We start from the raw sequence: 23,542 nt of genomic DNA, 5'->3' as shown, positions 1-23,542 counted from the left end.
GAAAGGCATCGCCCATGCGCCCGCTCGATCACCTCGTGCTGCCCGTCGCCGATTTGATCACGGCGAGGCAGCGTCTTTCCGCGCTCGGCTTCACGGTCGCTCCAGACGGACTGCATCCGTTCGGCACCGGCAATTGCTGCGTCTATTTCGCCGATCAGACGTTTTTGGAGCCGCTCGCGATCATCGACCGAGATGGCTATGAAAACGCCGCCGCAGCCGGCAACCGCTTCGTTCTCGGCGATCGCACCTTTCGGGACGCGCGCGGCGCCGAGGGCTTTTCGGCGGTCGTCTATGGAACAGCGGACGCCGCTTCGGACCACGTCGCCTTCGCGGAGAACGGGTGTTCGGCCGGAAAGATGCTGGATTTTTCGCGGTCGATGGTGTTGCCGGATGGAAGCAGCGGGGTGGCAGGTTTTCGCTTGGCCTTCGCCGGGGCCGATCCCGCCGGCGGCGTCTTCGCCTTCACCTGCCAGCGCATCAACGTTCCCCCGAACGGTCGGACGACGCTGACCGACCATGACAACGGCGTACTCGGCATCCGCGAGGCGGTCTTCGTGCATCGGCATCCGCACGACGTCTCGTCATTTCTCCGGGTGGTGACATGTGGCGACGCGACCGTCTCGGCGAGCGGCGATGGCCTGTCTTTCGCGAGCGCGCGACTGACCGTCTTGACGCCGGCGGCATTTGTGGACACCTATGGCCTCGAATTGCATGAGGATGCCGGCTTGACGGGTGGTCTCATCATGTTCTCGGTGGCATCGATGGTCGAACTCGACACGATATTGACGCGTGCGGGCATCGGCTATTTCAGGCGCGGACCCCTGCGGCTCGTACCGCCCTTGGCGGGGCAGGGCGTCGCGTTCGCATTTTCGGAGGTATGACTCATGACCGCTAACAACAGCACCGTGACGGTGGGCGAAGGCTCCCGCAAGGTCTCGTTTTCCAATTCCGGCCGACTGTCGATCATCGCTGGTCCCTGCCAAATGGAAAGCCGCGACCACGCCTTCATGATCGCCGGCAAACTCGTCGAACTCGCCGATGCGCTCGGCATCGGCCTGGTGTACAAATCCTCCTTCGACAAGGCCAATCGCACCTCGCTGACCGGCAAGCGCGGCATCGGGCTGGAAAAGGCCATGGAAGTCTTCGCAGATCTCAAGGCCGAATACGGCTTTCCGGTGCTGACCGACATCCATACGGAAGAGCAGTGCGCGCTCGTGTCGCCCACGGTCGACATCCTGCAGATCCCGGCTTTCCTCTGCCGCCAGACGGACCTGCTCGTGGCCGCCGCCAAGACCGGCCGGGCGATCAACGTCAAGAAGGGGCAGTTTCTCGCGCCTTGGGACATGAAGAACGTGCTGGCCAAGATCAACGGCAGCGGCAATCCCAATGCGCTGCTCTGCGAACGCGGCGCTTCTTTCGGCTACAACACGCTGGTCTCCGACATGCGCTCGCTGCCGATCATGGCCGCCATGGGCGCGCCGGTAATCTTCGACGCGACCCATTCGGTGCAGCAGCCGGGCGGTCAGGGCGGATCGAGCGGCGGCGACCGCACCATGGTGCCGGTTCTCGCGCGCGCGGCCGTGGCGGTCGGCGTGGCAGGCGTGTTCATCGAGACCCATGAAGATCCCGACAACGCCCCGTCCGATGGTCCGAACATGGTCAAGTTGCCGGACATGCCGGCGCTGCTCGAAAAGCTGCTGGCTTTGGACGCGATCGCCAAGGGCTGACCTCGTTTTTCGCGGTTGTCGCCACTGGCCGAACCCGTCCGGCCAGTGTTTTTTGCGGCGGTCAGAATTCCTCCCAATTGCCGCCGCCTTGCGCCGCCGCCTGTCTCGGCCCGGTGAAGGCGCTGGCGATCCGGCCGGCCAGGGCGCGGGCCGGGGAGGGGCGCGACACTGTCTCTCGTTTCCCGCCGCGCGGCGTCTGGCCGATGGCGGCGATCGCAACCGGCGCGGTCAGCGGCGCCTGTTTCGCGCCGAGACGGAAGACGCTCAGCACGCTGTTCAGCGTGTCGGCTTCCGTGCTCAATGACCGACAGGCTGCGGAGGTCTGCTCCACCATCGCGGCGTTTTGCTGGGTCGTCTGGTCGAGCATCTGCACGGATCCATCGATCTGTCGTATCGCGTCCGACTGTTCGGCTGAGGATGCGCCAATGCCGTTGATGATGTCCGCCACGCGGGTGACGCGGGAGGCGATTTCATTGAGAGCCTCGCCCGTCTTGTTGACGAGCGACACACCATTGTTGACCTGGGATGTCGAGGTCGAAATCAGCGCCTTGATTTCCTTGGCGGCATTGGCGGAGCGCGACGCCAGTTCCCGCACTTCCTGGGCGACCACGGCGAAGCCCTTGCCGGCTTCGCCCGCGCGCGCCGCCTCGACGCCGGCGTTCAGCGCCAGGAGATTGGTCTGGAAGGCGATCTCGTCGATCACGTTGATGATTTGCCCGATCTGGCTCGACGAGCCGGCAATGCCTTCCATCGCTGCGATCGCCTGTTTGACGATCGCGGCGGATCGTTCGGTGGACTGCGTCGCCTCGGTCATCATCTTGCCGGCTTCTCGAGAGCGCGCTGCCGACGATTGCACGGTGGTGGATACCTCACCGAGCGCGGCGGCGGACTCTTCCACCGTCGCCGCCTGCTGTTCGGTTCGCTGCGCCAATTGATCTGTGGCGGAAGAAATCTCGAAAGCGCTGTTTCGCACCACTTGCGTGATCGCGGTCACCTTGGCCATGGATTCCGACAGGGCGGACTGGCTGCCGTTGAAAGCCTGACGCAGATTTTCATAGGCGACGTCGAAGGGCTGTTCGATCCGATAGGCTAGATTCCCCCCGGCGAGTTGCGACAGTCCCTCGGTGAGCTGATCGATGACGAAGCGACGTTTTTCATCATCGAGGGATTTCTCGGCCGCGAGTACGCGTTCTTTCTCAAGTTCAGCGGCCTTGGCCGCTTCGTCACGCTTGCGCTGGTCGATGCGCTCCATGGCGTTGTTGCGGAAGATCGCAACAGACTGCGCCATCGCGCCAATCTCGTCGCTGCGGCCCGCGAAGGGAACCTCCTTGCTGTAGTCGCCTTTGGCCAGCACTCCCATATAGCTTTTCATGTCGTCGAGAGGCTTGACGGCGCGGGCCCTGAGCACCCAAAGGCCGGCGAGGAAGAGCAGGATCGAGCCGCCGGCGGCAGACAAGGCCAGCGCCGTGAGTTTGGCTGAACTGGCGTCGGCGTTGGATTCCGCCTGCGCAAGATAGGCGTTGGATGCATCGACAAGCTTCGCTACCGCGTCTCGATGGGTGTAGAATGCCTCCATCAGCGCGTCCAGCGCGGCCATGCGGGCATCTGGATCCGCGGAATTGAATGCGTCCTTGATCTTTTGATCGATGATCCTCCAGAATGCGTCGCCTGTGGCGATGACATCGGTTTCAAGCTCGGTCTTCAAGGATTCCGGCAGTTCTGACGCGCGCCAGAAATCTCGCCGCGCAATGTAATCTTTGTGCAGCGCGCCGATTTTTTCGAGATTTTCCGGACCACGTTCCGGATGATACATGCCCTCGGTGGCCAGCATATATGTTTCGACGACGAACAAGGGCGGCGGCAGGATGTCGGCGATCAAATCCTTGCCATAGACGATCTGTTCATATTCCGGCCCGCGCACCTTGAGATGGTCGAGCGCATATTGCTGGATGCCTGTCGAAAAGATCAATCCGGCCGTGACCAGCGCCCCAAACAGCACCAAAAGCCTGGAAATCGTCATGCGCATGAAGTCCCCCGATACGACTGTGTCAGCTTTGCCGCTACGCACAAAAAATGAACTCAGCGGCAAAATAATAGCGGCTTCACTTTCGGAAGGGTTAATAAAGCTTCCGCTTTTCATTATTATTTTTCATAGTGCTGATATGGGGGTGATCTAGGGTTTAATGAGCGGGTCTTCATGTGTGCTGGGGTCGAAAAAATCCCTTGAAGGGCTTTTGCCATCATCGGCGTTCGCGGGATCCGGCAGTCGCTGGCGCGAATTAAATCGGTTCAGATATTGCCTGCCATTGTTTTTTCGCAGAAACGGGATATTGCAGGCAACCGGAAACACTCTCTCAACCTCACAAACGCAAGGAAGAGCATATGACCGCTATCGTTGACATTCTGGCCCGGGAAATTCTCGACAGCCGCGGCAACCCCACCGTGGAAGTCGATGTGCTGCTCGAAGACGGCAGCCTTGGTCGCGCCGCGGTTCCGTCGGGCGCCTCCACCGGCGCGCATGAAGCGGTCGAACTGCGCGACGGCGGCAAGCGCTATCTCGGCAAGGGTGTCGAGAAGGCCGTCGAGGCCGTCAATACCGAGATCTTCGACGCCATCAGCGGCATGGACGCGGAAGACCAGGTCGAGATCGACATGGCGATGATCGAGCTCGACGGCACGCCCAACAAGGCCCGCCTCGGCGCCAACGCCATTCTCGGCGTCTCGCTCGCCGTCGCCAAGGCCGCGGCTCTCGCCTCTGGCCTGCCGCTCTATCGTTATGTCGGCGGCGTCAACGCCCGCGCGCTGCCCGTGCCGATGATGAACATCATCAATGGCGGCGCCCATGCCGACAATCCGATCGACTTCCAGGAATTCATGATCATGCCCGTCGGCGCCGAATCGCTGAAGGACGCCGTGCGCATGGGCTCTGAAGTGTTCCATACGCTCAAGAAGGAACTGTCGTCGCAGGGCCACAACACCAATGTCGGCGATGAAGGCGGCTTCGCGCCGAACCTCGCCTCTGCTCCCGCCGCACTCGACTTCGTGATGAAGTCGATTGAAAAGGCCGGCTACCGTCCCGGCGAAGACATGTTCCTGGCGCTCGACTGCGCCTCGACCGAATTCTTCAAGGACGGCAAATACGACATGCATGGCGAAGGAAAGGTGCGTGAGCCGGCCGAAATGGCCGCCTATCTCGCCGAACTCGTCAACACCTATCCGATCATCTCGGTCGAAGACGGCATGGCCGAAGACGATTGGGAAGGCTGGAAGATGCTGACCGATCTCGTCGGCTCCAAGTGCCAGCTGGTCGGCGACGACCTGTTCGTGACCAACTCGACCCGCCTGCGCACGGGCATCGAGAAGAAGGTGGCCAACTCGATCCTCGTCAAGGTCAACCAGATCGGCTCGCTCACCGAGACGCTCGACGCCGTCGAGACCGCCCACAAGGCCGGCTACACCGCCGTGATGTCGCATCGCTCCGGCGAAACGGAAGATTCGACGATCGCCGATCTCGCCGTCGCCACCAATTGCGGACAGATCAAGACCGGCTCTCTGGCCCGCTCCGACCGCACCGCCAAGTACAACCAGCTGATCCGCATCGAGCAGGAACTGGGTTCGGCCGCGATCTTCGCCGGCCGCTCGATCCTGAAGCGCTGATCGGACCGTCGCCTCTGACGAAAAAGGCTGGCGCGGAGATCTCCGCGCCGGCCCTTCTCATTTTCGGGCTTGCGGCGAATTATGCTAAACGCTCGGTTAAAGAATTTGCGGCACATTGCGCTTTGTCGTTTTGCGTCAAAGGCATGTCATGTGGACCAAACATCATAAGCGGCGGCATTGGGGTCGTCTGATCACACCGCTGCTCACAATCGCTTTCTGCAGTTACTTCGGCTATCATTCGGTGCACGGCGAACTCGGCTTGAACGCCACCAAGGAGTTCGAGCGCCGGCGGATCGAGCGGGAAGCCCAGCTCGCCGAGTTGGTGAAGGCGCGAAAGGATCTCGAACGTCAGGTGTCGCTGATGAGCGACGGCTCGCTCGAGAAGGACATGCTCGACGAAAAAGCGCGCTATTCGCTCAATGTCAGTCGCGCCGACGAAATCGTCATATTCAAATAGTATAATTCCCGTTTTGGGAGAGATTGTGCATCGCAATAACCTTGTTGCGATGCACGGTTGAATTAACCGAAATTTGGTTAATAATAGCTTTTCCTATACATTTCATAGGCTTGCACCGAATGTCCGCCATGCATTTATGGCATTGCTAGGGCGGTCAATATTTCTTATGCTCGCTCCAAAATCGGACGCCCATAGGGAGGCATTCTGGATGGCAGCGCGTAAGGTCGCGTCTACCCCTGCTCGCAAACTCGCAAGCGGCAAATCTCAAAAATCAGAAGGAAAAGCGATGATCGCAGAATTCGATCGTGATCAGGAGCTCAAGGCTTACCGCGAGATGCTTCTCATCCGCCGCTTCGAGGAAAAGGCCGGCCAGCTCTACGGCATGGGCTTCATCGGCGGCTTCTGTCACCTCTATATCGGCCAGGAAGCCGTCGTGGTCGGCATGCAGATGTCGCTGATCGAAGGCGACCAGATGATCACCGGCTATCGCGACCACGGTCACATGCTGGCCATGGGCCTGAGCGCGCGCGGCGTCATGGCCGAGCTGACCGGCCGTCGCGGCGGCCTGTCCAAGGGCAAGGGCGGCTCGATGCACATGTTCTCGAAAGAGAAGCATTTCTACGGCGGCCACGGCATCGTCGGCGGCCAGGTGTCGCTCGGCACCGGCCTGGCCTTCGCCAACGCCTATCGCGGCAACGGCAATATTTCCTGCGCCTTCTTCGGCGACGGCGCCGCCAATCAGGGCCAGGTCTACGAGAGCTTCAACATGGCCGCGCTCTGGAAGCTGCCGGTGGTCTATGTGGTGGAAAACAACCGCTACGCCATGGGCACCTCCGTCAATCGCGCCTCGGCCCAGACCGATTTCTCCCAGCGCGGCGCCTCCTTCGGCATTCCCGGCATGCAGGTCGACGGCATGGATGTGCGCGCCGTCAAGGCCGCGACGGACGAAGCGGCCGAGCACGCTCGTTCCGGCAAGGGTCCGATGATCCTGGAAATGCTGACCTATCGCTATCGCGGTCACTCGATGTCCGACCCGGCGAAGTATCGCTCCAAGGACGAGGTGCAGAAGATGCGCTCCGAGCACGATCCGATCGAACAGGTGCGCCTGCGCCTTCTCGAAAAGAACTGGGCTACGGAAGACGATCTCAAGGCCATCGACAAGGATGTGCGCGACATCGTCGCCGACTCGGCAGATTTCGCCCAGGCGGACAAGGAGCCGGATGCGTCCGAGCTCTACACCGACATCCTGCTCGACGCGTAAGGCGACTCCGGCCGGCCTTTGCCGGCCGCTTCGCTCCGCCAGCATCAATTTCGCGGCCGGCCGAGGTCGCCGCACACGATACACCAGGTGAGGAAACACCATGCCGATTGAGATTCTCATGCCCGCGCTGTCGCCGACCATGGAGGAAGGCACGCTCTCGAAATGGGTGAAGAACGAAGGCGATACCGTGAAGTCCGGCGACGTGATCGCTGAGATCGAAACGGACAAGGCCACGATGGAAGTGGAAGCCGTCGATGAAGGCGTGATCGGCAAGCTGCTGATCGCCGCCGGCACCGAAAACGTCAAGGTCAACACGCCGATCGCGGTGCTGCTGCAGAATGGCGAAAGCGCCGACGCGATCGGCTCCGCATCCAAGAAGTCCGATGCCGACACGCCGGCTGCGACCGCCGACGACGCTGGCGGCAAGGCGCGCGAATCCGCCGCCGAGCCGACCGCTGCGGCCGACACGAAGGTCCCGGCGGCTCCGAAGACGGACGTCGCTTCGGATCCGGATATTCCGGCCGGCACGGAAATGGTACAGACCACGGTGCGCGAAGCGCTGCGCGACGCCATGGCCGAGGAAATGCGCGCCAATCCCGACGTCTTCGTCATGGGCGAGGAAGTCGCGGAATATCAGGGCGCCTATAAGGTGACCCAGGGCCTGCTGCAGGAATTTGGGGCCAAGCGCGTTGTCGACACCCCGATCACCGAACACGGCTTTGCCGGCATGGCGGTGGGCGCGGCGATGACCGGCCTGCGTCCGATCGTCGAATTCATGACCTTCAACTTCGCTATGCAGGCGATCGACCAGATCATCAATTCCGCCGCCAAGACGCTTTATATGTCGGGCGGCCAGATGGGCGCTCCGATGGTGTTCCGCGGCCCGAACGGCGCCGCCGCCCGCGTCGGCGCTCAGCACTCGCAGTGCTACGCCGCCTGGTACAGCCATATTCCAGGCCTCAAGGTCGTCATGCCCTATACGGCCGCCGACGCCAAGGGCCTGCTCAAGGCTGCTATCCGCGATCCCAATCCGGTGATTTTCCTCGAAAACGAGATCCTTTACGGCCAGAGCTTCGACGTGCCGAAGATGGACGATTTCGTGCTGCCGATTGGCAAGGCCCGCATCCACAAGGCCGGCAAGGACGTGACCATGGTGTCCTTCGGCATCGGCATGACCTACGCCATCAAGGCCGTCGCCGAACTCGAAAAGATCGGCGTCGACGTCGAACTGATCGACCTACGCACCATCCGTCCGATGGACCTGCCGACCGTGATCGAATCGGTCAAGAAGACCGGCCGCCTCGTCGTCGTCGAAGAAGGCTTCCCGCAGAATTCGGTCGGCGACTTCATCGCCAACCGCGTCAACCGCGAAGCTTTCGACTATCTCGACGCTCCTGTCATCACGATTGCCGGCAAGGACGTTCCGATGCCCTACGCCGCCAATCTCGAAAAGCTGGCTCTGCCGAATGTCGGCGAAGTCGTCGATGCGGTCAAAGCCGTCTGCTACAAGTAAGAGGGAGGCAAGGTCATGCCGATCAATATCACCATGCCCGCGCTCTCTCCGACGATGGAAGAGGGCAATCTGGCCAAATGGCTGGTTAAGGAAGGCGATACGGTCAAGTCCGGCGATGTGATCGCCGAGATCGAAACCGACAAAGCGACCATGGAAGTGGAAGCCGTCGATGAAGGCGTCGTCGCCAAGATCGTCGTTCCCGCCGGAACCGAGGCCGTCAAGGTCAACGCCGTGATCGCCATCCTCGCCGCCGAAGGCGAGGATGTCGGCGCTGCGGCCGCCGGCGGCGGCGCTGCCGCCCCGAAAGCCGAGGCTGCGCCTGCGTCAAAGGCTGAAGCCGCTCCGGCACCTGCCGCCCAGGCTCCCGCCGCCGCGGCGCCCGCGCCGGCTGCGGCTCCTTCCGCTGCGCCCGTGGCCCATGGCGATCGCGTGTTCTCCTCGCCGCTCGCCCGTCGTCTCGCCAAGGAAGCCGGTCTCGACATCAAGCTGATTTCCGGCTCCGGTCCCCGCGGCCGCGTCGTGAAGTCCGACGTCGAAAAGGCCGTCTCCACCGGCGGCGCCAAGCCCGCGGCAGCCGCTGCTCCGGCGGCATCGCCGCAGGCCGCAGCAGCCGCGCCGCTCGCCAAGGGCATGAGCGAGGACGCCGTGTTGAAGCTGTTCGAGCCCGGCTCCTACGAACTCGTGCCGCATGACGGCATGCGCAAGACGATCGCCAAGCGCCTGCAGGAAAGCAAGCAGACCATTCCGCACTTCTACGTGTCGGTGGATTGCGAACTCGACGCCCTGCTTGCGCTGCGCGCCCAGCTCAACGATGCCGCGCCCCGCAAGGACAGCGCGCCAGCCTACAAGCTGTCGGTCAACGACATGGTGATCAAGGCGCTCGCGCTGGCGCTTCGCGACGTGCCGGACGCCAATGTCTCGTGGACCGACCAGAACATGGTCAAGCACAAGCATGCCGATGTCGGCGTCGCCGTGTCGATCCCCGGCGGCCTGATCACCCCGATCATCCGCTCCGCCGAGCTCAAGAGCCTGTCGGCCATCTCCAACGAGATGAAGGATCTCGGCGCCCGCGCCAAGAGCCGCAAGCTGAAGCCCGAGGAATATCAGGGCGGCACCACGGCTGTCTCCAACATGGGCATGATGGGCGTCAAGAACTTCGCCGCCGTCGTCAACCCGCCCCACGCCACGATCCTGGCGGTCGGCGCGGGCGAGGAGCGTGTCGTGGTCAAGAACAAGCAGATGGTGATCGCCCAGGTGATGACGGTGACGCTCTCGACCGACCATCGCTGCGTCGACGGCGCGCTCGGCGCCGAACTCCTGGGCGCCTTCAAGCGCTACATCGAAAACCCGATGGGGATGCTGGTCTGATCCCACCCGCGGCGTCATCCTCGGGCTTGTCCCGAGGATCTGCCGTCGGGGGATTTAGGCGCCGACGCTCCGGTGAAGATATGGTTGGATCCTCGGGACAAGCCCGAGGATGACGAGCGCGAATATTTTCGGCGGCTTACGCCAGAGTGGTGAATTGTGGAATTGCAGACGCCATCTATAATGATGGTTGAACCAGCCTCTAAGGAGACGCGCAATGGCCAAGGAACCCGATGACATGGTGATGCCGATGCTTCGCGAGATGCGGGCGGAAATGCGTGAAGAGTTTGCATCCGTTCGTGCTCGCCTCGACAAGCTGGAAGCCGGCCAGAAGAGCATACGTCACGCGCTCACTGCCGACACGATGATGTCGAAATACATGATTGGCGACTTCGAGGAGCGGATCAGCGATCTCGAGCGCAAGGTCGAAGACCTGATAAAAGCGAAATAAAACAGCGCTTCGGGCGGCAGCACGAAGCGCTCGAAGCGGATGGTTTGAGCGGCATGAAAACAGTTCTGGCCTATGGCGACAGCCTCACCTGGGGTGTGGATGCGGAAAACCGCACCCGCCACGCCTATGAGAATCGCTGGCCGTCCGTTCTGCAAAAGGCGCTGGGGCATGGCGTGCGGGTGATCGCCGAAGGGCTGAACGGCCGCACAACCGTCTATAGCGATTATACGGCCGATTGCGACCGCAATGGCGCGCGCATTCTGCCGACGATCCTGCACACGCATGCGCCGCTCGATCTCGTCATCATCATGCTCGGCACCAATGACCTGAAGCCTGTCTACGCCAACAACGCCGTCGTGGTGGGCCATGGGATCAAGAGGTTGGTGAGCCTGGTTCGCAATCACGAATGGCCGGCGGAAATGGAGACGCCGGATATCCTGATCGTGTCGCCGCCGCCGCTCTGCGAAACCGACGATCCGCTGCTCGGGCCGATGTTTTCGGGTCGGATCGAGGAGAGCCATATGCTGGCCTCCGTCTATGCCGATCTCGCCGACGAACTCGAATGCGGGTTTTTCGACGCCGGTTCGGTGGCCAAGACCACGCCGGTCGATGGCGTGCATATGGACGCCGAGAATACCCGGGCGGTGGGCAAGGGGCTGGAGCCCGTCGTCCGCATGATGCTGGGGCTTTGAAGCGCTTGATCGTGATCAAGGAGGACTGACGCGGAAGGTCTAGTCTGGTTCCGAACTCAAAAGAGGAGAGGGACCATGTCGAACACACCGCACGAACTGGCTGCAGAGTTTCCGGAATATGTCGCGCAGATGCGGCATCTCAAGGAAACGGATGGACATTTCGCCCGGCTTTATGATCGCTATCATGAGGTCAACGGCAAGATCCACCGCGCCGAAACCGATATCGAGCCGGCAGACGATCTGACCATCGTCGATCTCCGCAAACAGCGGATGCAGCTCAAAGACGAACTTTACGGGATGCTGGTTCACTACGAGCCGGAGGCCGAGCCGCTGACCGAATAGCAAGCGCGGCGTCCACATCCCCACGGCTTCCGGACAGCAAGCCGGAAGCCGCACACGCAAGGAGTGGAAGCGCCCATGTCGAATGCTTATGACGTCCTCATCATCGGTTCCGGCCCCGGCGGCTATGTGACCGCGATCCGCTCGGCCCAGTTGGGCCTCAAGACGGCGATCGTGGAGCGCGAGCATCTGGGCGGCATCTGCCTCAACTGGGGCTGCATCCCCACCAAGGCGCTGCTGCGGTCCGCCGAAATCATGGACCACGCCAATCACGCCAAGAGCTTCGGCCTGACCTTGAACGGCACGATGACGGCGGACGTCAAGGATGTCGTCGCCCGCTCGCGCGGCGTATCGGCCCGCCTCAATGGCGGCGTGGCCTTCCTGATGAAGAAGAACAAGGTCGACGTGATCTGGGGCGAAGCCAAGCTCACCAAGGCCAATGAGATCGTCGTGGGCAAGATGACCAAGCCGGTCGTCGAGCCGCAGAATCCGGTGCCGAAGGGCGTGCTGGGCGAGGGGACCTACACCGCCAAGCACATTATCGTCGCCACCGGCGCTCGCCCGCGCGCGCTTCCCGGCATCGAGCCGGATGGCAAGCTGATCTGGACCTATTTCGAAGCGATGAAACCTGATTTCATGCCGAAGTCTCTGGTGGTGATGGGCTCGGGCGCGATCGGCATCGAATTCGCGTCCTTCTATCGCTCCATGGGCGTCGATGTAACCGTGGTCGAGCTGATGCCGAACATCATGCCGGTGGAAGACGTGGAAATCTCCACCTTCGCCCGCAAGCAGCTCGAAAAGCGCGGCCTCAAGATCATCACCGAAGCCAAGGTCTCCAAGGTCGACAAGGGCGCCAATTCCATCACCGCCCATGTCGAGACCAAGGACGGCAAGGTGCAGCAGATCACCGCTGACCGCCTGATCTCCGCCGTCGGCGTGCAGGGCAATATCGAAAATCTCGGCCTTGAAGCGCTCGGTGTGAAGACCGATCGCGGCTGCATCGTCATCGACGGTTATGGCAAGACCAATGTGCCGGGCCTCTACGCGATCGGCGACGTCGCGGGCCCGCCGATGCTCGCCCACAAGGCAGAGCATGAAGGCGTGATCTGCGTCGAGAAGATCGCAGGTCTTCCGAATGTCCACCCGATGGACAAGGCCAAGATCCCGGGCTGCACCTATTGCAATCCGCAGGTCGCTTCTGTCGGCCTCACCGAAGCCAAGGCGAAAGCCGAAGGCCGCGACATCCGCGTCGGCCGCTACAATTTCAACGCCAATGGCAAGGCCATCGCGCTCGGCGAAGACCAGGGCATGATCAAGACGATCTTCGACAAGAAGACCGGCGAACTGATCGGCGCCCATATGGTCGGCGCGGAAGTGACTGAACTCATCCAGGGCTTCGTCGTCGCCATGAACCTCGAAACCACCGAAGAAGAGCTGATGCACACCATCTTCCCACATCCGACCCTGTCGGAAATGATGAAGGAAAGCGTGCTCGACGCCTATGGGCGCGTGTTGAACGCCTGAAAGAGTCGAATGATGGAACTCTTGCGCCAATCAACCGTTTTCTCCGCGTCGAACAGTCGAAACGGGGACGTAAAACATGGATTTGAATGGCGTAGGATTTCTGGCCGCAATCATCGTCGGCGGTCTTGCCGGTTGGCTCGCGGAAATGTTCATGAAGTCCAATATGGGCCTCATCATGAACATCATTCTGGGCATCGTCGGCGCGGCGCTTCTGAACTTCGTGCTGGCGCTGCTCGGCATCTACACCGGCTCGGGCTGGCTGGTCTATCTGATCGTGGGCTTCGTGGGAGCCTGCATTCTCATTGCGATCGGACGCGCGCTCAGGCGCGGTTGATTTCGACGTTCCACGGACTTAAATGTGCCGAGGCCGCTGCTTGACGCAGCGGCCTTGTTTTGTTTTCTGAAGCCATCCGGCCAGCGCCGGTAGCGAAACGGGGGCCCGAATGGTCACGATCCTCGACACGGTGAACACGGAAAAGCGCGTCCGGCATCCGGAAAAGGCGCATCGCCCCGACACCGAGGTCATGCGCAAGCCGGAATGGATCCGCGTCAAGGCGCCGGTGTCGAAGGGCTATCAGGAAACCCGTGAACTGGTGCGTGAGCACAAGTTGGTGACGGTCTGTGAAGAGGCCGGCTGCCCGAATATTGGTGAATGCTGGGACAAGAAGCACGCCACCTTCATGATCATGGGTGAGATCTGCACCCGCGCCTGCGCCTTCTGCAATGTTTCCACCGGTCGTCCCCTGCCGCTCGATCTCGAAGAGCCGGCGAATGTCGCGAAAGCTGTGAAGAAGATGGGGCTCAGCCACGTCGTCATCACCTCGGTCGATCGCGATGATTTGGCCGACGGCGGCGCCGAACATTTCGAAAAAGTAATCTGGGCGATCCGCGAAGCCTCGCCCGAAACCACGATCGAAATCCTCACGCCCGACTTTCTCAAGAAGCCCGGGGCGCTGGAGCGCGTCGTGGCGGCCAAGCCCGATGTCTTCAACCACAATCTTGAGACCGTGCCGGGCAACTATCTCACCGTCCGTCCCGGCGCCCGCTATTTCCATTCGATCCGCCTGCTGCAGCGGGTCAAGGAACTCGATGCGACCATGTTCACCAAATCCGGAATCATGGTGGGCCTCGGCGAAGAACGCAATGAAGTCCTGCAGCTGATGGACGACCTGCGCACCGCCGACGTGGACTTCCTGACCATCGGCCAGTATCTGCAGCCCACCCGCAAGCATCACCAGGTGATGTCTTTCGTGACGCCGGAGGAATTCAAGTCCTATGAGACGGTCGCTTACGCCAAGGGCTTCCTGATGGTGTCGTCGAGCCCGCTCACCCGCTCCTCCCACCATGCCGGCGACGATTTCGCCCGGCTGAAGGCGGCCCGCGAGAGGCTGGTGCTGGCCAAGGCTGGGTAAAGCTGTTTCCGGAGCCTTGGGAATATGATACAAGGCTTCAGAGACATGCGAACTGACGAGCTCTTTCGAGGCCGACCGACAAAATCTATTCCGTCGGACGTCGTGGCCAGGGCGCGGCGGAAGCTGATGAGCATAAACGCCGCGCATGTGGTCGAGGACCTTCTTGCGCCTCCGGGAAACCGGTTGAAAAGCTGAGCGGAAGTAGGTCAGGCCAGGATTCCATCCGCGTGAATGACCAGTAGCGGAGCTGATTTAGGTGGAGCGATGGCGACGCCTACGATGTCGAGTTCTGTGATCATCATTGAGGCGGTCATGAAATTCATTCCAGATGAGGCGATCCATCCGGGCGAAATTCTCGAACACGAATTCATGGCCGACTTCGATCTGACGCCGGATCTCGTGGCTGCAGCGCTCGGCGTCTCCTCGAGCGCTCTGCAGCCGGTGTTGAGCGGCGCCGCGCCGTTGACCGCAGAACTTTCGCTTCGACTGGCGAGGTACTTCGGGAACACCCCCGAGTTTTGGCTGAACCTGCAGCGAACATTTGATCTCGCGGTGGCCACGCGGACGGTGCGTGATCTGGATTCCATACGCCCGGTTTCCGCCGCCTGACAGGCAGAAACTCCCGCATCGCAGCATGCCGTAACGAGAGCTTCGGGACATCACGTAACGTAAGCTCTGGCTGATCGTGACGAGCCGAATCCGTTGAGTCTCCCGCGTCGCCATCGCCTTTTTGAAATTACCCAATTTTCGCCCGATTTCATCGAGATGGTGAGGCGTATGCGGGAGGAAATTAAACCGCTTTTAACTTCTTGCAGCCCCTGAAACGGGGGCAATAAACTTGACCCTGCGCAAAATTTTCGCAGGGGGTGATTATTGTTAATCTACGCTTGCTTCTCCCCCCTAGCTGCGCTAACCACGTCGCGTTGCAACAATTTTCGGCTATGCCGGAGCGGTGATGCGCACTCGCGCGCCTCCCATCGCGCGGCGCGGCGGGGTTGGATTGAAATGACTGCACTTCTTGGCTCTTACCTGCCAATCGCCATCTTCATCGGAATAGCTTTGGTCATCGGTTTGGCGCTCCTCGTGACGCCGTTCCTGGTCGCCTATCGCGCACCCGATTCGGAAAAGCTTTCCGCTTATGAATGCGGCTTCAACGCGTTCGACGATGCGCGCATGAAATTCGACATCAGGTTCTATCTCGTGTCGATCCTCTTCATCATTTTCGACCTGGAAGTGGCCTTTCTCTTCCCGTGGGCCGTATCATTCGGCGCGATCGGCTGGTTCGGCTTCTGGTCCATGATGGTGTTCCTGGGCGTGCTGACCATCGGCTTTGTCTATGAATGGAAGAAGGGAGCGCTCGAATGGGAGTGACATCCGCTAATTCGACCCTCGTCGCCCAGCAGCCCAAGGGGCTCGTCGATCCGTCGACGGGTCGCCCGGTCGGCGCAGACGACCAGTTTTTTGGCGAGATCAACAACGAACTCGCCGACAAGGGCTTTCTCGTCACCTCGACCCAGGATCTGATCACATGGGCTCGCACGGGCTCGTTGATGTGGATGCAGTTCGGCCTCGCCTGCTGCGCCGTCGAGGGGCTTATGCAGGCGTCTGGCCCGCGTTACGACATGGAGCGTTTCGGTGTTGCTCCGCGCGCCTCGCCGCGCCAGTCGGACGTGATGATCGTGGCCGGCACGCTGACCAACAAGATGGCGCCGGCGCTTCGCAAGGTCTATGACCAGATGCCCGAGCCGCGTTACGTGATCTCGATGGGCTCCTGCGCCAATGGCGGCGGCTACTATCACTATTCCTACTCGGTGGTGCGTGGTTGCGACCGCGTCGTGCCGGTGGACGTCTATGTGCCGGGCTGTCCCCCCACTGCGGAAGCGCTGCTTTACGGCGTGTTGCTTTTGCAGAAAAAGATTCGCCGCACGGGCACGATCGAGCGCTGAGGACTGATTGATGACGACTGCTCTCGAAGATCTCTCGATCTATTTGCGCGAAACGCATGGCGAAGCCATTCTCGACGTCAGCGCCGCTTTCGGCGAATTGACGATCGAAGTCGCTCAGGAAGCCTATGTGCCGGTGCTGAAGTTCCTGCGCGATGATCCGCGTTGTCGCTTCCTGAATTTCATCGACACCTGCGGCGTCGACTACCCGGAGCGCGAGAAGCGTTTCGATGTCGTGACGCATCTCTTGTCCGTCCACAAGAACCTCCGTATCCGCGTCAAGGTTCAGGTGGGCGAGGATGACGTTCTCGAATCCGCCACGGGCTTGTTCCTGGGCGCCGACTGGTTCGAGCGCGAAGCCTACGACATGTACGGCATCCTGTTCTCGGGTCATCCGGACCTGCGTCGCATCCTCACCGACTATGGTTTCGAGGGTTTCCCGCTCCGCAAGGATTTTCCGATGACCGGCTTCGTCGAAGTTCGCTATGACGACATGGTCAAGCGGGTTGTCTATGAGCCGGTCCAGCTTCGCCAGGAAATGCGCAGCTTCGATTTCCTTTCGCCTTGGGAAGGCACGGATTACGTGCTGCCGGGCGACGAGAAGAAAAGTCAGTAAGGCAGGGGCAGGGCGGCCAGTGGGCCGCCGGCCTTTTTGCGATGATGCGATCTGGGGTGCATCCAAATGGCAGAACATAACGTCCGCAATTTCACCATCAACTTCGGACCGGAGCATCCGTCGGCGCACGGCGTGCTGCGTCTGGTGCTGGAGCTGGATGGCGAGATCGTCGAGCGCGTCGACCCGCATATCGGACTGCTGCATCGCGGCACCGAGAAGCTGATCGAATCCAAGACCTATCTCCAGGCTTTGCCCTATTTCGACCGTCTCGACTATGTCGCGCCGATGAATCAGGAGCATGCCTATTCGCTGGCCGTCGAAAAGCTGCTCGGCCTGGAAATCCCGATGCGCGGTCAGCTGATCCGCGTGCTCTATTCCGAAATCGGCCGCATCCTGTCGCATATCATGAACGTGACGACGCAGGCCATGGACGTGGGCGCGATGACGCCGCCGGTCTGGGGTTTCGAAGAGCGCGAAAAGCTGATGGTGTTCTATGAGCGCGCGTCCGGCGCCCGCATGCACGCCGCTTATGTTCGTCCGGGCGGCGTCCATCAGGACATTCCGGAAAAGCTGGTGGAAGACATCGGCAACTGGTGCGATCCCTTCATCAGGACGCTCGACGATATCGAAGGTCTGTTGACCGACAACCGCATCTTCAAGCAGCGCAACGTCGACATCGGTGTGATCTCGCTGGAAGACGCATTGTCCTGGGGCTTCACCGGCGTGCTGGTGCGCGGTTCGGGCGCGGCCTGGGACTTGCGCCGTGCGCAGCCTTACGAGTGCTATTCCGATCTCGAATTCGATGTCGCCGTCGGCAAGAACGGCGATTGCTATGATCGTTACCTGATCCGCATGTTCGAAATGCGTCAGTCGGCCCGGATCATGAAGCAGTGCGTCGAACTCCTGAACGGCAAGCACAAGATCGGTCCGGTATCGGCGATCGACGGCAAAGTCGTGCCGCCCAAGCGCGGCGAGATGAAGCGGTCGATGGAAGCGTTGATCCATCACTTCAAGCTCTACACCGAAGGCTATCACGTGCCCGCCGGCGAGGTGTATGCCGCCGTCGAAGCGCCCAAGGGCGAGTTCGGCGTCTATCTCGTCTCCGACGGCACCAACAAGCCGTATCGCTGCAAGATCCGCGCTCCGGGTTTTGCGCATCTGCAGGCGATGGACTTCCTCTGCAAGGGCCATCAGCTTGCCGACGTCACCGCCGTTCTCGGCTCTCTCGATATCGTGTTCGGGGAGGTCGACCGCTGATGATCCGGCTTCTGTCCTCGCTTTTGCTTGCGTCCGCCGCGGCCCCCGTGCTCGCGGCGGAAGCCGGCATCGTCGCCGACAGCGACGGGGCGAAGACGCAAATCGGTCAGCTGATCGCCGACGGATACGAGATCAAGGCGGCTGTGCCCAACGGCAAGCGCTTCGTCGTGTTCCTGCAGAAAGACTCAACAGCCTATGCCTGCGAGATGTCCTCCCTGACACAATCGCAGTGCGGCCAGATAAATTGATAGGGCGTCCATAACATGTCCGTACGTCGCTTAGCCGAAGACAGCGTTCAGCCAGCCAGCTTCGCCTTCAACCCGGAAAACTCCGTCTGGGCGGAAGCCACCATCAAGAAATATCCCGTGGGTCGCGAACAGTCGGCGGTCATTCCGCTGCTCATGCGCGCCCAGGAGCAGGACGGCTGGGTGACCAAGGCTGCGATCGAAATGATCGCCGACATGCTCGGCATGGCCTATATCCGCGTGCTCGAAGTCGCGACCTTCTACACGCAGTTCCAGCTTCAGCCGGTCGGCACGCGCGCCCATATCCAGGTCTGCGGCACCACGCCCTGCATGCTGCGCGGCGCGGAAGACCTGATTTCGGTCTGCAAGTCCAAGATCCATCACGATCCGCATCATCTCAATGAAGACGGAACGCTGTCCTGGGAAGAAGTGGAATGTCTCGGGGCCTGCGTGAACGCGCCGATGATCGCGATCTTCAAGGATACCTATGAAGACCTGACCGCGACGCAGCTCGAGCACATCATCGACCGTTTCAAGGCCGGCAAAGGCTCCGACATCAAGCCCGGCCCGCAGGTCGAGCGCATCTATTCGGCTCCCGCCGGCGGCCTGACCTCGCTGACGGAAGAAATTCCGCCGGCTCCGAAGTCGGAAGCGCTGACGGGCGCGCCCGCCGCCTCGTCCGAGCCGGCTCAGCCCGCCCATACGCCGCCGTCGAACGCCGCCAAGCCGGACACCAGCGCGCCGGAAACCGATCCCAAGCTGAAGACGCCTGCCGACGGCAAGTCGGCCGAGCCGGATGCGTCGGTCAAGCCGGCGGAGACGGACGCCGGCGTAAAGGCCGCCAAGCCTTCGCTCGACGATCCCAATCGTCCGGCCGGCGTGGATAAGCCCGAGAAGCCGGATGACCTCCAGCTGATCTCCGGCATCGGTCCGAAAATCGAGGCGACGCTGAACGGCATCGGCATCTACACCTATGCACAGGTTGCGGCTTGGGGCCCGGCCGAACGCGATTGGGTTGACGGTTTCCTCAATTTCAAGGGCCGCATCGAGCGCGACGATTGGGCGCGCCAGGCCAAAGCGCTGGCCGATGGCGGCGAAGAAGAATATATCAGGGTCTTCGGAAAGAAGCCGCGGTAAGGAATGAGCCATGCTGAGTGACAAGGATCGTATTTTTACCAATATCTACGGCCTCAAGGACAAGTCCCTAAAAGGCGCCATGGCGCGCGGCCACTGGGACGGCACCAAGCAGTTGCTTGAGATGGGCCGTGACTGGATCATCAACGAAGTGAAGGCGTCCGGGCTTCGCGGTCGTGGCGGCGCGGGCTTCCCGACCGGCCTGAAATGGTCCTTCATGCCGAAGGAAAGCGACGGTCGTCCGCATTACCTCGTGGTCAACGCCGACGAATCCGAGCCCGGCACCTGCAAGGACCGCGAAATCATGCGCCACGATCCGCATACGCTGATCGAGGGCTGCGTGGTGGCGTCCTTCGCCATGGGCGCGCATGCCGCCTACATCTATGTTCGCGGCGAATTCATCCGCGAACGCGAGGCGCTGCAGGCCGCGATAGACGAATGCTATGACGCCGGTCTGCTCGGCAAGAACAACAAACTCGGCTACGACATCGACATCTATGTCCATCACGGCGCCGGCGCTTACATCTGCGGCGAAGAAACCGCGCTGCTCGAAAGCCTCGAAGGCAAGAAGGGCCAGCCGCGCCTGAAGCCGCCGTTCCCGGCCAATATGGGCCTCTATGGCTGTCCGACCACGGTGAATAACGTCGAATCGATCGCCGTGACCCCGACCATCCTGCGTCGCGGCGCGGGCTGGTATTCGAGCTTCGGCCGTCCCAACAACGCCGGCACCAAGCTGTTTTCGGTCTCCGGCCACGTCAACAAGCCGTGCACCGTCGAAGACGCCATGTCGATTACCTTCGAAGAGCTGATCGAAAAGCATTGCGGCGGCATTCGCGGCGGCTGGGACAATCTTCTCGCCGTCATTCCCGGCGGCTCGTCGGTGCCTTGCGTGCCCGGCGCGCAGATGCGTTCGGCGATCATGGATTACGACGGCCTGCGCGAGCTGGGCTCCGGCCTCGGCACCGCCGCCGTCATCGTCATGGACAAGTCCACGGATATCGTCAAAGCCATCTGGCGCCTGTCGGCTTTCTACAAGCATGAGAGCTGCGGCCAGTGCACGCCCTGCCGCGAAGGCACGGGCTGGATGATGCGCGTGATGGAGCGCATGGTGAAGGGTCAGGCGCAAAAGCGCGAAATCGACATGTTGTTCCAGGTGACCAAGCAGGTGGAAGGCCATACGATCTGCGCGCTCGGCGACGCAGCCGCCTGGCCGATCCAGGGTCTGATCAAACATTTCCGTCCGGTGATGGAAGAGCGGATCGACCAGTACACCCGCAACGCCATGGCGCATGGAGCGGTGCTCGAAGCGGCGGAGTGAGCGAGATGGACAGTGGCGGGACGGAGAAGCAAGGCAAGACCGACAACGGGTCGAGCAGTCGCTCTCCGGAACTCGCCGAGCTGTCCGCCCGCATGCTGGCCGAACAGGCCTCGATGCTTCAAGTGATGACCGCCTTCGGCATGCAGATGGCGGGCGCTTTCATGGGCGCCGTCGCCAATGCGCTGGAGCGGAAGACCGAAGAAGGTCCTGCCGCCGGACCGACGCCGCAAGAGGCGTCGATGGTGGAGACACGGGAACCGCAACAGGAGCCTGTTGCGGCAAAGCCGCAGAAAAAGGCCAGGGCGTCGGTCGCGAAAAAGGTTCGCAAGCCGGCGCAGGCGGGCCCGGACGATTTGAAGAAGATTTCGGGCGTCGGCCCGAGATTGGAAAAAGTGCTCAACGGCATGGGCGTCACGACCTACGCGCAGATCGCGACATGGTCCGACGACGAAATGCTGAAAATGGATGAGACGCTTGGCCTCGATAACCGGATTGTCCGGGATCAATGGGTCAAACAAGCGAAAGCGCTGTTGGAAGGCTGAAATGGCGAAGCTGAAAGTTGACGGAAAAGAGATCGAGGTCCCGGATCATTTCACGCTGTTGCAGGCGTGTGAAGAGGCTGGCGCCGAGGTTCCCCGGTTCTGTTTTCACGAGAGACTGTCGGTCGCCGGCAATTGCCGCATGTGTCTGGTCGAGGTGAAGGGCGGTCCGCCGAAGCCGGCGGCCTCCTGCGCCATGGGCGTGCGCGACATCCGCGGCGGACCGAACGGCGAACTGCCGGAAGTGTACACCAACACGCCGATGGTCAAGAAGGCGCGCGAAGGGGTGATGGAGTTCCTGCTCATCAACCATCCGCTCGATTGCCCGATCTGCGACCAGGGCGGCGAATGCGACCTGCAGGACCAGGCTATGGCCTTCGGCGTCGACTCCTCGCGCTACACCGAAAACAAGCGCGCGGTCGAAGACAAATATATCGGCCCGCTCGTCAAGACCGTGATGAACCGCTGCATTCACTGCACGCGCTGCGTCCGCTTCACCACCGAAGTGGCCGGCATCACCGAGCTCGGCCTGATCGGTCGCGGCGAAGACGCCGAGATCACCACCTATCTCGAACAGGCGATGACGTCGGAGCTTCAGGGCAACGTCGTCGACCTCTGCCCGGTCGGCGCGCTGACCTCCAAGCCCTTCGCCTTCACGGCGCGTCCCTGGGAACTCGGCAAGACCGAATCGATCGACGTTATGGACGCGCTCGGCTCGGCGATCCGCGTCGACACGCGTGGTCGCGAAGTGATGCGCATCATGCCGCGCGTCAACGAAGACATCAACGAAGAGTGGATTTCCGACAAGAGCCGCTTCATCTGGGACGGCCTGCGCACCCAGCGCCTCGATCGTCCCTACGTCCGCAAGGATGGCCGCCTCGTTCCGGCCTCTTGGGCTGAAGCCTTCACGACCATCAAGGCCGCCGTCGCGAAGACCTCGGGCGACAAGATCGGCGCGATTGCCGGCGATCTGGCCACCGTCGAGGAAATGTTCGCGCTGAAGTCGCTGATGGCCTCGCTCGGCTCCGAAAACATCGATTGCCGTCAGGACGGCGCACAGCTCGATCCGTCGCTGGGCCGTTCGACCTATCTCTTCAATCCGACCATCGCCGGCATCGAAGACGCCGACGCGCTGCTGATCATCGGCTCGAACCCGCGCTTCGAAGCGGCCGTGCTCAACGCCCGCATCCGCAAGCGCTGGCGCCGCGGCGGCTTCCCGATCGGCGTGATCGGCGAAGGCGGCGAACTGCGCTACGATTATGACTATCTCGGCGCCGGCACTGACACCCTAAACGATCTCGTCGCCGGCAACGGCGCGTTCCTCGACAAGCTCAAGAACGCTCAACGTCCGCTGATCATCCTCGGTCAGGGCGCAATCACCGGCGCTGAAGGCCGCGCGGTTCTCGCCGCCGCTGCTGCGCTCGCCGAAAGCGTGGGCGCGATCAAGGACGGCTGGAACGGTTTCGCCGTGCTGCACACTGCGGCGTCGCGTGTCGGCGGCCTCGACCTCGGCTTCGTGCCGGGTGAGAAGGGCGTGGATGCGCAGACCCAGATCGCAACCATGGACGTGTTGTTCCTGCTCGGCGCCGATGAACTCGACTTTTCGAAGAAGAGCACGAATCTGCTCGTCTATATCGGCTCGCATGGCGACGCCGGCGCATCGCAGGCCGACGTGATCCTGCCGGGCGCTGCCTACACCGAAAAGGCCGGCATCTTCGTCAACACCGAAGGCCGCGTCCAGTTCGCCAACCGCGCCAACTTCGCCCCCGGCGAGGCGCGCGAGGACTGGGCTGTGCTGCGCGCTCTGTCGGATGTTCTCGGCAAGAAGCTTCCCTTTGATTCGATGCAGCAATTGCGCGCCAAACTGTTCGCGGCGCATCCGCATTTCGCAGAAGAGGATACGATCGTGACAGGCTCGGGCGACGAGGTTGCTGCGCTTGCGAAAAAACCGAAGGCAATGGCGAAATCTGCGTTTGCTTCTCCGGTCAAAGACTTCTATTTGACGAACCCGATAGCGCGTGCGTCGGCCGTCATGGCCGAATGCTCGGCCTTGGCTCGCAACAACTTCAAGGCGGCCGCCGAGTAAGGCGCG

At 61.6% G+C, this 23,542-nt stretch carries 25 protein-coding genes; 24 read left to right on the top strand and 1 reads right to left on the bottom strand.

Features of this window, described 5'->3' with window-relative positions:
* Positions 1–14: 14 nt before the first annotated feature.
* Complete coding sequence (locus tag OCK01_RS00715; protein WP_263822272.1) at positions 15–881, top strand: VOC family protein; 867 nt, start codon at positions 15–17, stop codon at positions 879–881.
* A gap of 3 nt (positions 882–884) precedes the next feature.
* A complete protein-coding gene (kdsA, locus tag OCK01_RS00710) occupies positions 885–1,727 on the top strand; it encodes a 3-deoxy-8-phosphooctulonate synthase (protein ID WP_263822271.1) in 843 nt (280 codons plus the stop codon).
* 61 nt (positions 1,728–1,788) lie between these two features.
* On the opposite strand, the gene OCK01_RS00705 is transcribed toward kdsA, so the two are convergent.
* Positions 1,789–3,753 (bottom strand): methyl-accepting chemotaxis protein, encoded by a 1,965-nt coding sequence (locus OCK01_RS00705; RefSeq protein WP_263822270.1) that lies wholly within the window; start codon positions 3,751–3,753, stop codon positions 1,789–1,791.
* Between OCK01_RS00705 and OCK01_RS00700 the strand changes: the two genes are divergently transcribed.
* The 22 genes from OCK01_RS00700 (at position 3,746) to nuoG (ending at position 23,536) form a co-directional block, all read left to right on the top strand.
* A complete protein-coding gene (locus OCK01_RS00700; protein ID WP_263822269.1) occupies positions 3,746–3,904 on the top strand; it encodes a hypothetical protein in 159 nt (52 codons plus the stop codon). The genes OCK01_RS00705 and OCK01_RS00700 overlap by 8 nt on opposite strands.
* Positions 3,905–4,109: 205 nt before the next feature.
* Positions 4,110–5,384, top strand: a complete 1,275-nt coding sequence (gene eno / locus OCK01_RS00695; protein ID WP_263822268.1) for a phosphopyruvate hydratase — start codon at positions 4,110–4,112, stop codon at positions 5,382–5,384.
* Positions 5,385–5,532: 148 nt separating this feature from the next.
* On the top strand, positions 5,533–5,841 hold the full coding sequence (locus OCK01_RS00690; RefSeq protein ID WP_182826250.1) for an FtsB family cell division protein: 309 nt from the start codon (positions 5,533–5,535) through the stop codon (positions 5,839–5,841).
* A gap of 208 nt (positions 5,842–6,049) precedes the next feature.
* Positions 6,050–7,102 carry a pyruvate dehydrogenase (acetyl-transferring) E1 component subunit alpha gene (gene pdhA / locus OCK01_RS00685; RefSeq protein WP_182826251.1) on the top strand — a complete coding sequence of 351 codons (1,053 nt, stop codon included), beginning with the start codon at positions 6,050–6,052 and terminating at the stop codon, positions 7,100–7,102.
* 100 nt (positions 7,103–7,202) lie between these two features.
* Positions 7,203–8,615, top strand: a complete 1,413-nt coding sequence (locus OCK01_RS00680) for a pyruvate dehydrogenase complex E1 component subunit beta (protein ID WP_263822267.1) — start codon at positions 7,203–7,205, stop codon at positions 8,613–8,615.
* A gap of 15 nt (positions 8,616–8,630) precedes the next feature.
* Positions 8,631–9,983, top strand: coding sequence for a pyruvate dehydrogenase complex dihydrolipoamide acetyltransferase (locus OCK01_RS00675; RefSeq protein ID WP_263822266.1), 1,353 nt, complete (start codon positions 8,631–8,633; stop codon positions 9,981–9,983).
* A gap of 214 nt (positions 9,984–10,197) precedes the next feature.
* The gene (locus OCK01_RS00670; protein WP_263822265.1) at positions 10,198–10,431 is read left to right on the top strand and encodes a hypothetical protein; all 234 of its coding nucleotides are present in this window, start codon (positions 10,198–10,200) and stop codon (positions 10,429–10,431) included.
* Between the two features lie 53 nt (positions 10,432–10,484).
* Positions 10,485–11,123, top strand: coding sequence for an SGNH/GDSL hydrolase family protein (locus tag OCK01_RS00665; RefSeq protein ID WP_182826255.1), 639 nt, complete (start codon positions 10,485–10,487; stop codon positions 11,121–11,123).
* Between the two features lie 75 nt (positions 11,124–11,198).
* The gene (locus tag OCK01_RS00660) at positions 11,199–11,465 is read left to right on the top strand and encodes a YdcH family protein (protein ID WP_182826256.1); all 267 of its coding nucleotides are present in this window, start codon (positions 11,199–11,201) and stop codon (positions 11,463–11,465) included.
* Positions 11,466–11,540: 75 nt separating this feature from the next.
* On the top strand, positions 11,541–12,986 hold the full coding sequence (lpdA, locus tag OCK01_RS00655; RefSeq protein WP_263822264.1) for a dihydrolipoyl dehydrogenase: 1,446 nt from the start codon (positions 11,541–11,543) through the stop codon (positions 12,984–12,986).
* A gap of 76 nt (positions 12,987–13,062) precedes the next feature.
* Positions 13,063–13,320, top strand: a complete 258-nt coding sequence (locus OCK01_RS00650) for a GlsB/YeaQ/YmgE family stress response membrane protein (RefSeq protein WP_263822263.1) — start codon at positions 13,063–13,065, stop codon at positions 13,318–13,320.
* Positions 13,321–13,429: 109 nt separating this feature from the next.
* Positions 13,430–14,398, top strand: coding sequence for a lipoyl synthase (lipA, locus tag OCK01_RS00645; protein ID WP_263822262.1), 969 nt, complete (start codon positions 13,430–13,432; stop codon positions 14,396–14,398).
* Between the two features lie 231 nt (positions 14,399–14,629).
* Positions 14,630–15,007 carry a HigA family addiction module antitoxin gene (locus OCK01_RS00640; RefSeq protein ID WP_263822261.1) on the top strand — a complete coding sequence of 126 codons (378 nt, stop codon included), beginning with the start codon at positions 14,630–14,632 and terminating at the stop codon, positions 15,005–15,007.
* Positions 15,008–15,403: 396 nt separating this feature from the next.
* Positions 15,404–15,769 carry an NADH-quinone oxidoreductase subunit A gene (locus OCK01_RS00635; RefSeq protein WP_182826259.1) on the top strand — a complete coding sequence of 122 codons (366 nt, stop codon included), beginning with the start codon at positions 15,404–15,406 and terminating at the stop codon, positions 15,767–15,769.
* Positions 15,760–16,344, top strand: coding sequence for a NuoB/complex I 20 kDa subunit family protein (locus OCK01_RS00630; RefSeq protein WP_263822260.1), 585 nt, complete (start codon positions 15,760–15,762; stop codon positions 16,342–16,344). The genes OCK01_RS00635 and OCK01_RS00630 overlap by 10 nt, the downstream gene beginning before the upstream one ends.
* Before the next feature lie 10 nt (positions 16,345–16,354).
* A complete protein-coding gene (locus tag OCK01_RS00625) occupies positions 16,355–16,957 on the top strand; it encodes an NADH-quinone oxidoreductase subunit C (RefSeq protein ID WP_263822259.1) in 603 nt (200 codons plus the stop codon).
* Positions 16,958–17,023: 66 nt separating this feature from the next.
* The gene (locus tag OCK01_RS00620; RefSeq protein WP_263822258.1) at positions 17,024–18,214 is read left to right on the top strand and encodes an NADH-quinone oxidoreductase subunit D; all 1,191 of its coding nucleotides are present in this window, start codon (positions 17,024–17,026) and stop codon (positions 18,212–18,214) included.
* Positions 18,214–18,462, top strand: a complete 249-nt coding sequence (locus tag OCK01_RS00615) for a hypothetical protein (protein ID WP_182826263.1) — start codon at positions 18,214–18,216, stop codon at positions 18,460–18,462. Before OCK01_RS00620 ends, OCK01_RS00615 begins: the two co-directional genes overlap by 1 nt.
* Before the next feature lie 15 nt (positions 18,463–18,477).
* On the top strand, positions 18,478–19,596 hold the full coding sequence (locus tag OCK01_RS00610) for an NADH-quinone oxidoreductase subunit E (protein WP_263822257.1): 1,119 nt from the start codon (positions 18,478–18,480) through the stop codon (positions 19,594–19,596).
* Between the two features lie 10 nt (positions 19,597–19,606).
* Positions 19,607–20,911, top strand: a complete 1,305-nt coding sequence (nuoF, locus tag OCK01_RS00605) for an NADH-quinone oxidoreductase subunit NuoF (protein WP_263822256.1) — start codon at positions 19,607–19,609, stop codon at positions 20,909–20,911.
* Positions 20,908–21,453, top strand: a complete 546-nt coding sequence (locus tag OCK01_RS00600; RefSeq protein ID WP_263822255.1) for a hypothetical protein — start codon at positions 20,908–20,910, stop codon at positions 21,451–21,453. The genes nuoF and OCK01_RS00600 overlap by 4 nt, the downstream gene beginning before the upstream one ends.
* Before the next feature lies 1 nt (position 21,454).
* Positions 21,455–23,536, top strand: coding sequence for an NADH-quinone oxidoreductase subunit NuoG (gene nuoG, locus OCK01_RS00595; RefSeq protein ID WP_263822254.1), 2,082 nt, complete (start codon positions 21,455–21,457; stop codon positions 23,534–23,536).
* The last annotated feature ends 6 nt before the right edge of the window (positions 23,537–23,542 follow it).

The organism is Rhizobium sp. TRM95796 (assembly GCF_025779995.1).
Taxonomy (GTDB): domain Bacteria; phylum Pseudomonadota; class Alphaproteobacteria; order Rhizobiales; family Rhizobiaceae; genus Rhizobium_E.
Note: the sequence above shows the minus strand (reverse complement) of the source record. Positions and strands in the feature narration are given on the sequence as shown.

Bases quoted from the DNA above. Each gene is read 5' to 3' on its own strand.
- OCK01_RS00715 (WP_263822272.1), top strand. From the start codon at position 15: ATGCGCCCGCTCGATCACCTCGTGCTGCCCGTCGCCGATTTGATCACG.
- kdsA (WP_263822271.1), top strand. From the start codon at position 885: ATGACCGCTAACAACAGCACCGTGACGGTGGGCGAAGGCTCCCGCAAG.
- OCK01_RS00700 (WP_263822269.1), top strand. From the start codon at position 3,746: ATGCGCATGAAGTCCCCCGATACGACTGTGTCAGCTTTGCCGCTACGC.
- OCK01_RS00705 (WP_263822270.1), bottom strand. From the start codon at position 3,753: ATGCGCATGACGATTTCCAGGCTTTTGGTGCTGTTTGGGGCGCTGGTC.
- eno (WP_263822268.1), top strand. From the start codon at position 4,110: ATGACCGCTATCGTTGACATTCTGGCCCGGGAAATTCTCGACAGCCGC.
- OCK01_RS00690 (WP_182826250.1), top strand. From the start codon at position 5,533: ATGTGGACCAAACATCATAAGCGGCGGCATTGGGGTCGTCTGATCACA.
- pdhA (WP_182826251.1), top strand. From the start codon at position 6,050: ATGGCAGCGCGTAAGGTCGCGTCTACCCCTGCTCGCAAACTCGCAAGC.
- OCK01_RS00680 (WP_263822267.1), top strand. From the start codon at position 7,203: ATGCCGATTGAGATTCTCATGCCCGCGCTGTCGCCGACCATGGAGGAA.
- OCK01_RS00675 (WP_263822266.1), top strand. From the start codon at position 8,631: ATGCCGATCAATATCACCATGCCCGCGCTCTCTCCGACGATGGAAGAG.
- OCK01_RS00670 (WP_263822265.1), top strand. From the start codon at position 10,198: ATGGCCAAGGAACCCGATGACATGGTGATGCCGATGCTTCGCGAGATG.
- OCK01_RS00665 (WP_182826255.1), top strand. From the start codon at position 10,485: ATGAAAACAGTTCTGGCCTATGGCGACAGCCTCACCTGGGGTGTGGAT.
- OCK01_RS00660 (WP_182826256.1), top strand. From the start codon at position 11,199: ATGTCGAACACACCGCACGAACTGGCTGCAGAGTTTCCGGAATATGTC.
- lpdA (WP_263822264.1), top strand. From the start codon at position 11,541: ATGTCGAATGCTTATGACGTCCTCATCATCGGTTCCGGCCCCGGCGGC.
- OCK01_RS00650 (WP_263822263.1), top strand. From the start codon at position 13,063: ATGGATTTGAATGGCGTAGGATTTCTGGCCGCAATCATCGTCGGCGGT.
- lipA (WP_263822262.1), top strand. From the start codon at position 13,430: ATGGTCACGATCCTCGACACGGTGAACACGGAAAAGCGCGTCCGGCAT.
- OCK01_RS00640 (WP_263822261.1), top strand. From the start codon at position 14,630: ATGACCAGTAGCGGAGCTGATTTAGGTGGAGCGATGGCGACGCCTACG.
- OCK01_RS00635 (WP_182826259.1), top strand. From the start codon at position 15,404: ATGACTGCACTTCTTGGCTCTTACCTGCCAATCGCCATCTTCATCGGA.
- OCK01_RS00630 (WP_263822260.1), top strand. From the start codon at position 15,760: ATGGGAGTGACATCCGCTAATTCGACCCTCGTCGCCCAGCAGCCCAAG.
- OCK01_RS00625 (WP_263822259.1), top strand. From the start codon at position 16,355: ATGACGACTGCTCTCGAAGATCTCTCGATCTATTTGCGCGAAACGCAT.
- OCK01_RS00620 (WP_263822258.1), top strand. From the start codon at position 17,024: ATGGCAGAACATAACGTCCGCAATTTCACCATCAACTTCGGACCGGAG.
- OCK01_RS00615 (WP_182826263.1), top strand. From the start codon at position 18,214: ATGATCCGGCTTCTGTCCTCGCTTTTGCTTGCGTCCGCCGCGGCCCCC.
- OCK01_RS00610 (WP_263822257.1), top strand. From the start codon at position 18,478: ATGTCCGTACGTCGCTTAGCCGAAGACAGCGTTCAGCCAGCCAGCTTC.
- nuoF (WP_263822256.1), top strand. From the start codon at position 19,607: ATGCTGAGTGACAAGGATCGTATTTTTACCAATATCTACGGCCTCAAG.
- nuoG (WP_263822254.1), top strand. From the start codon at position 21,455: ATGGCGAAGCTGAAAGTTGACGGAAAAGAGATCGAGGTCCCGGATCAT.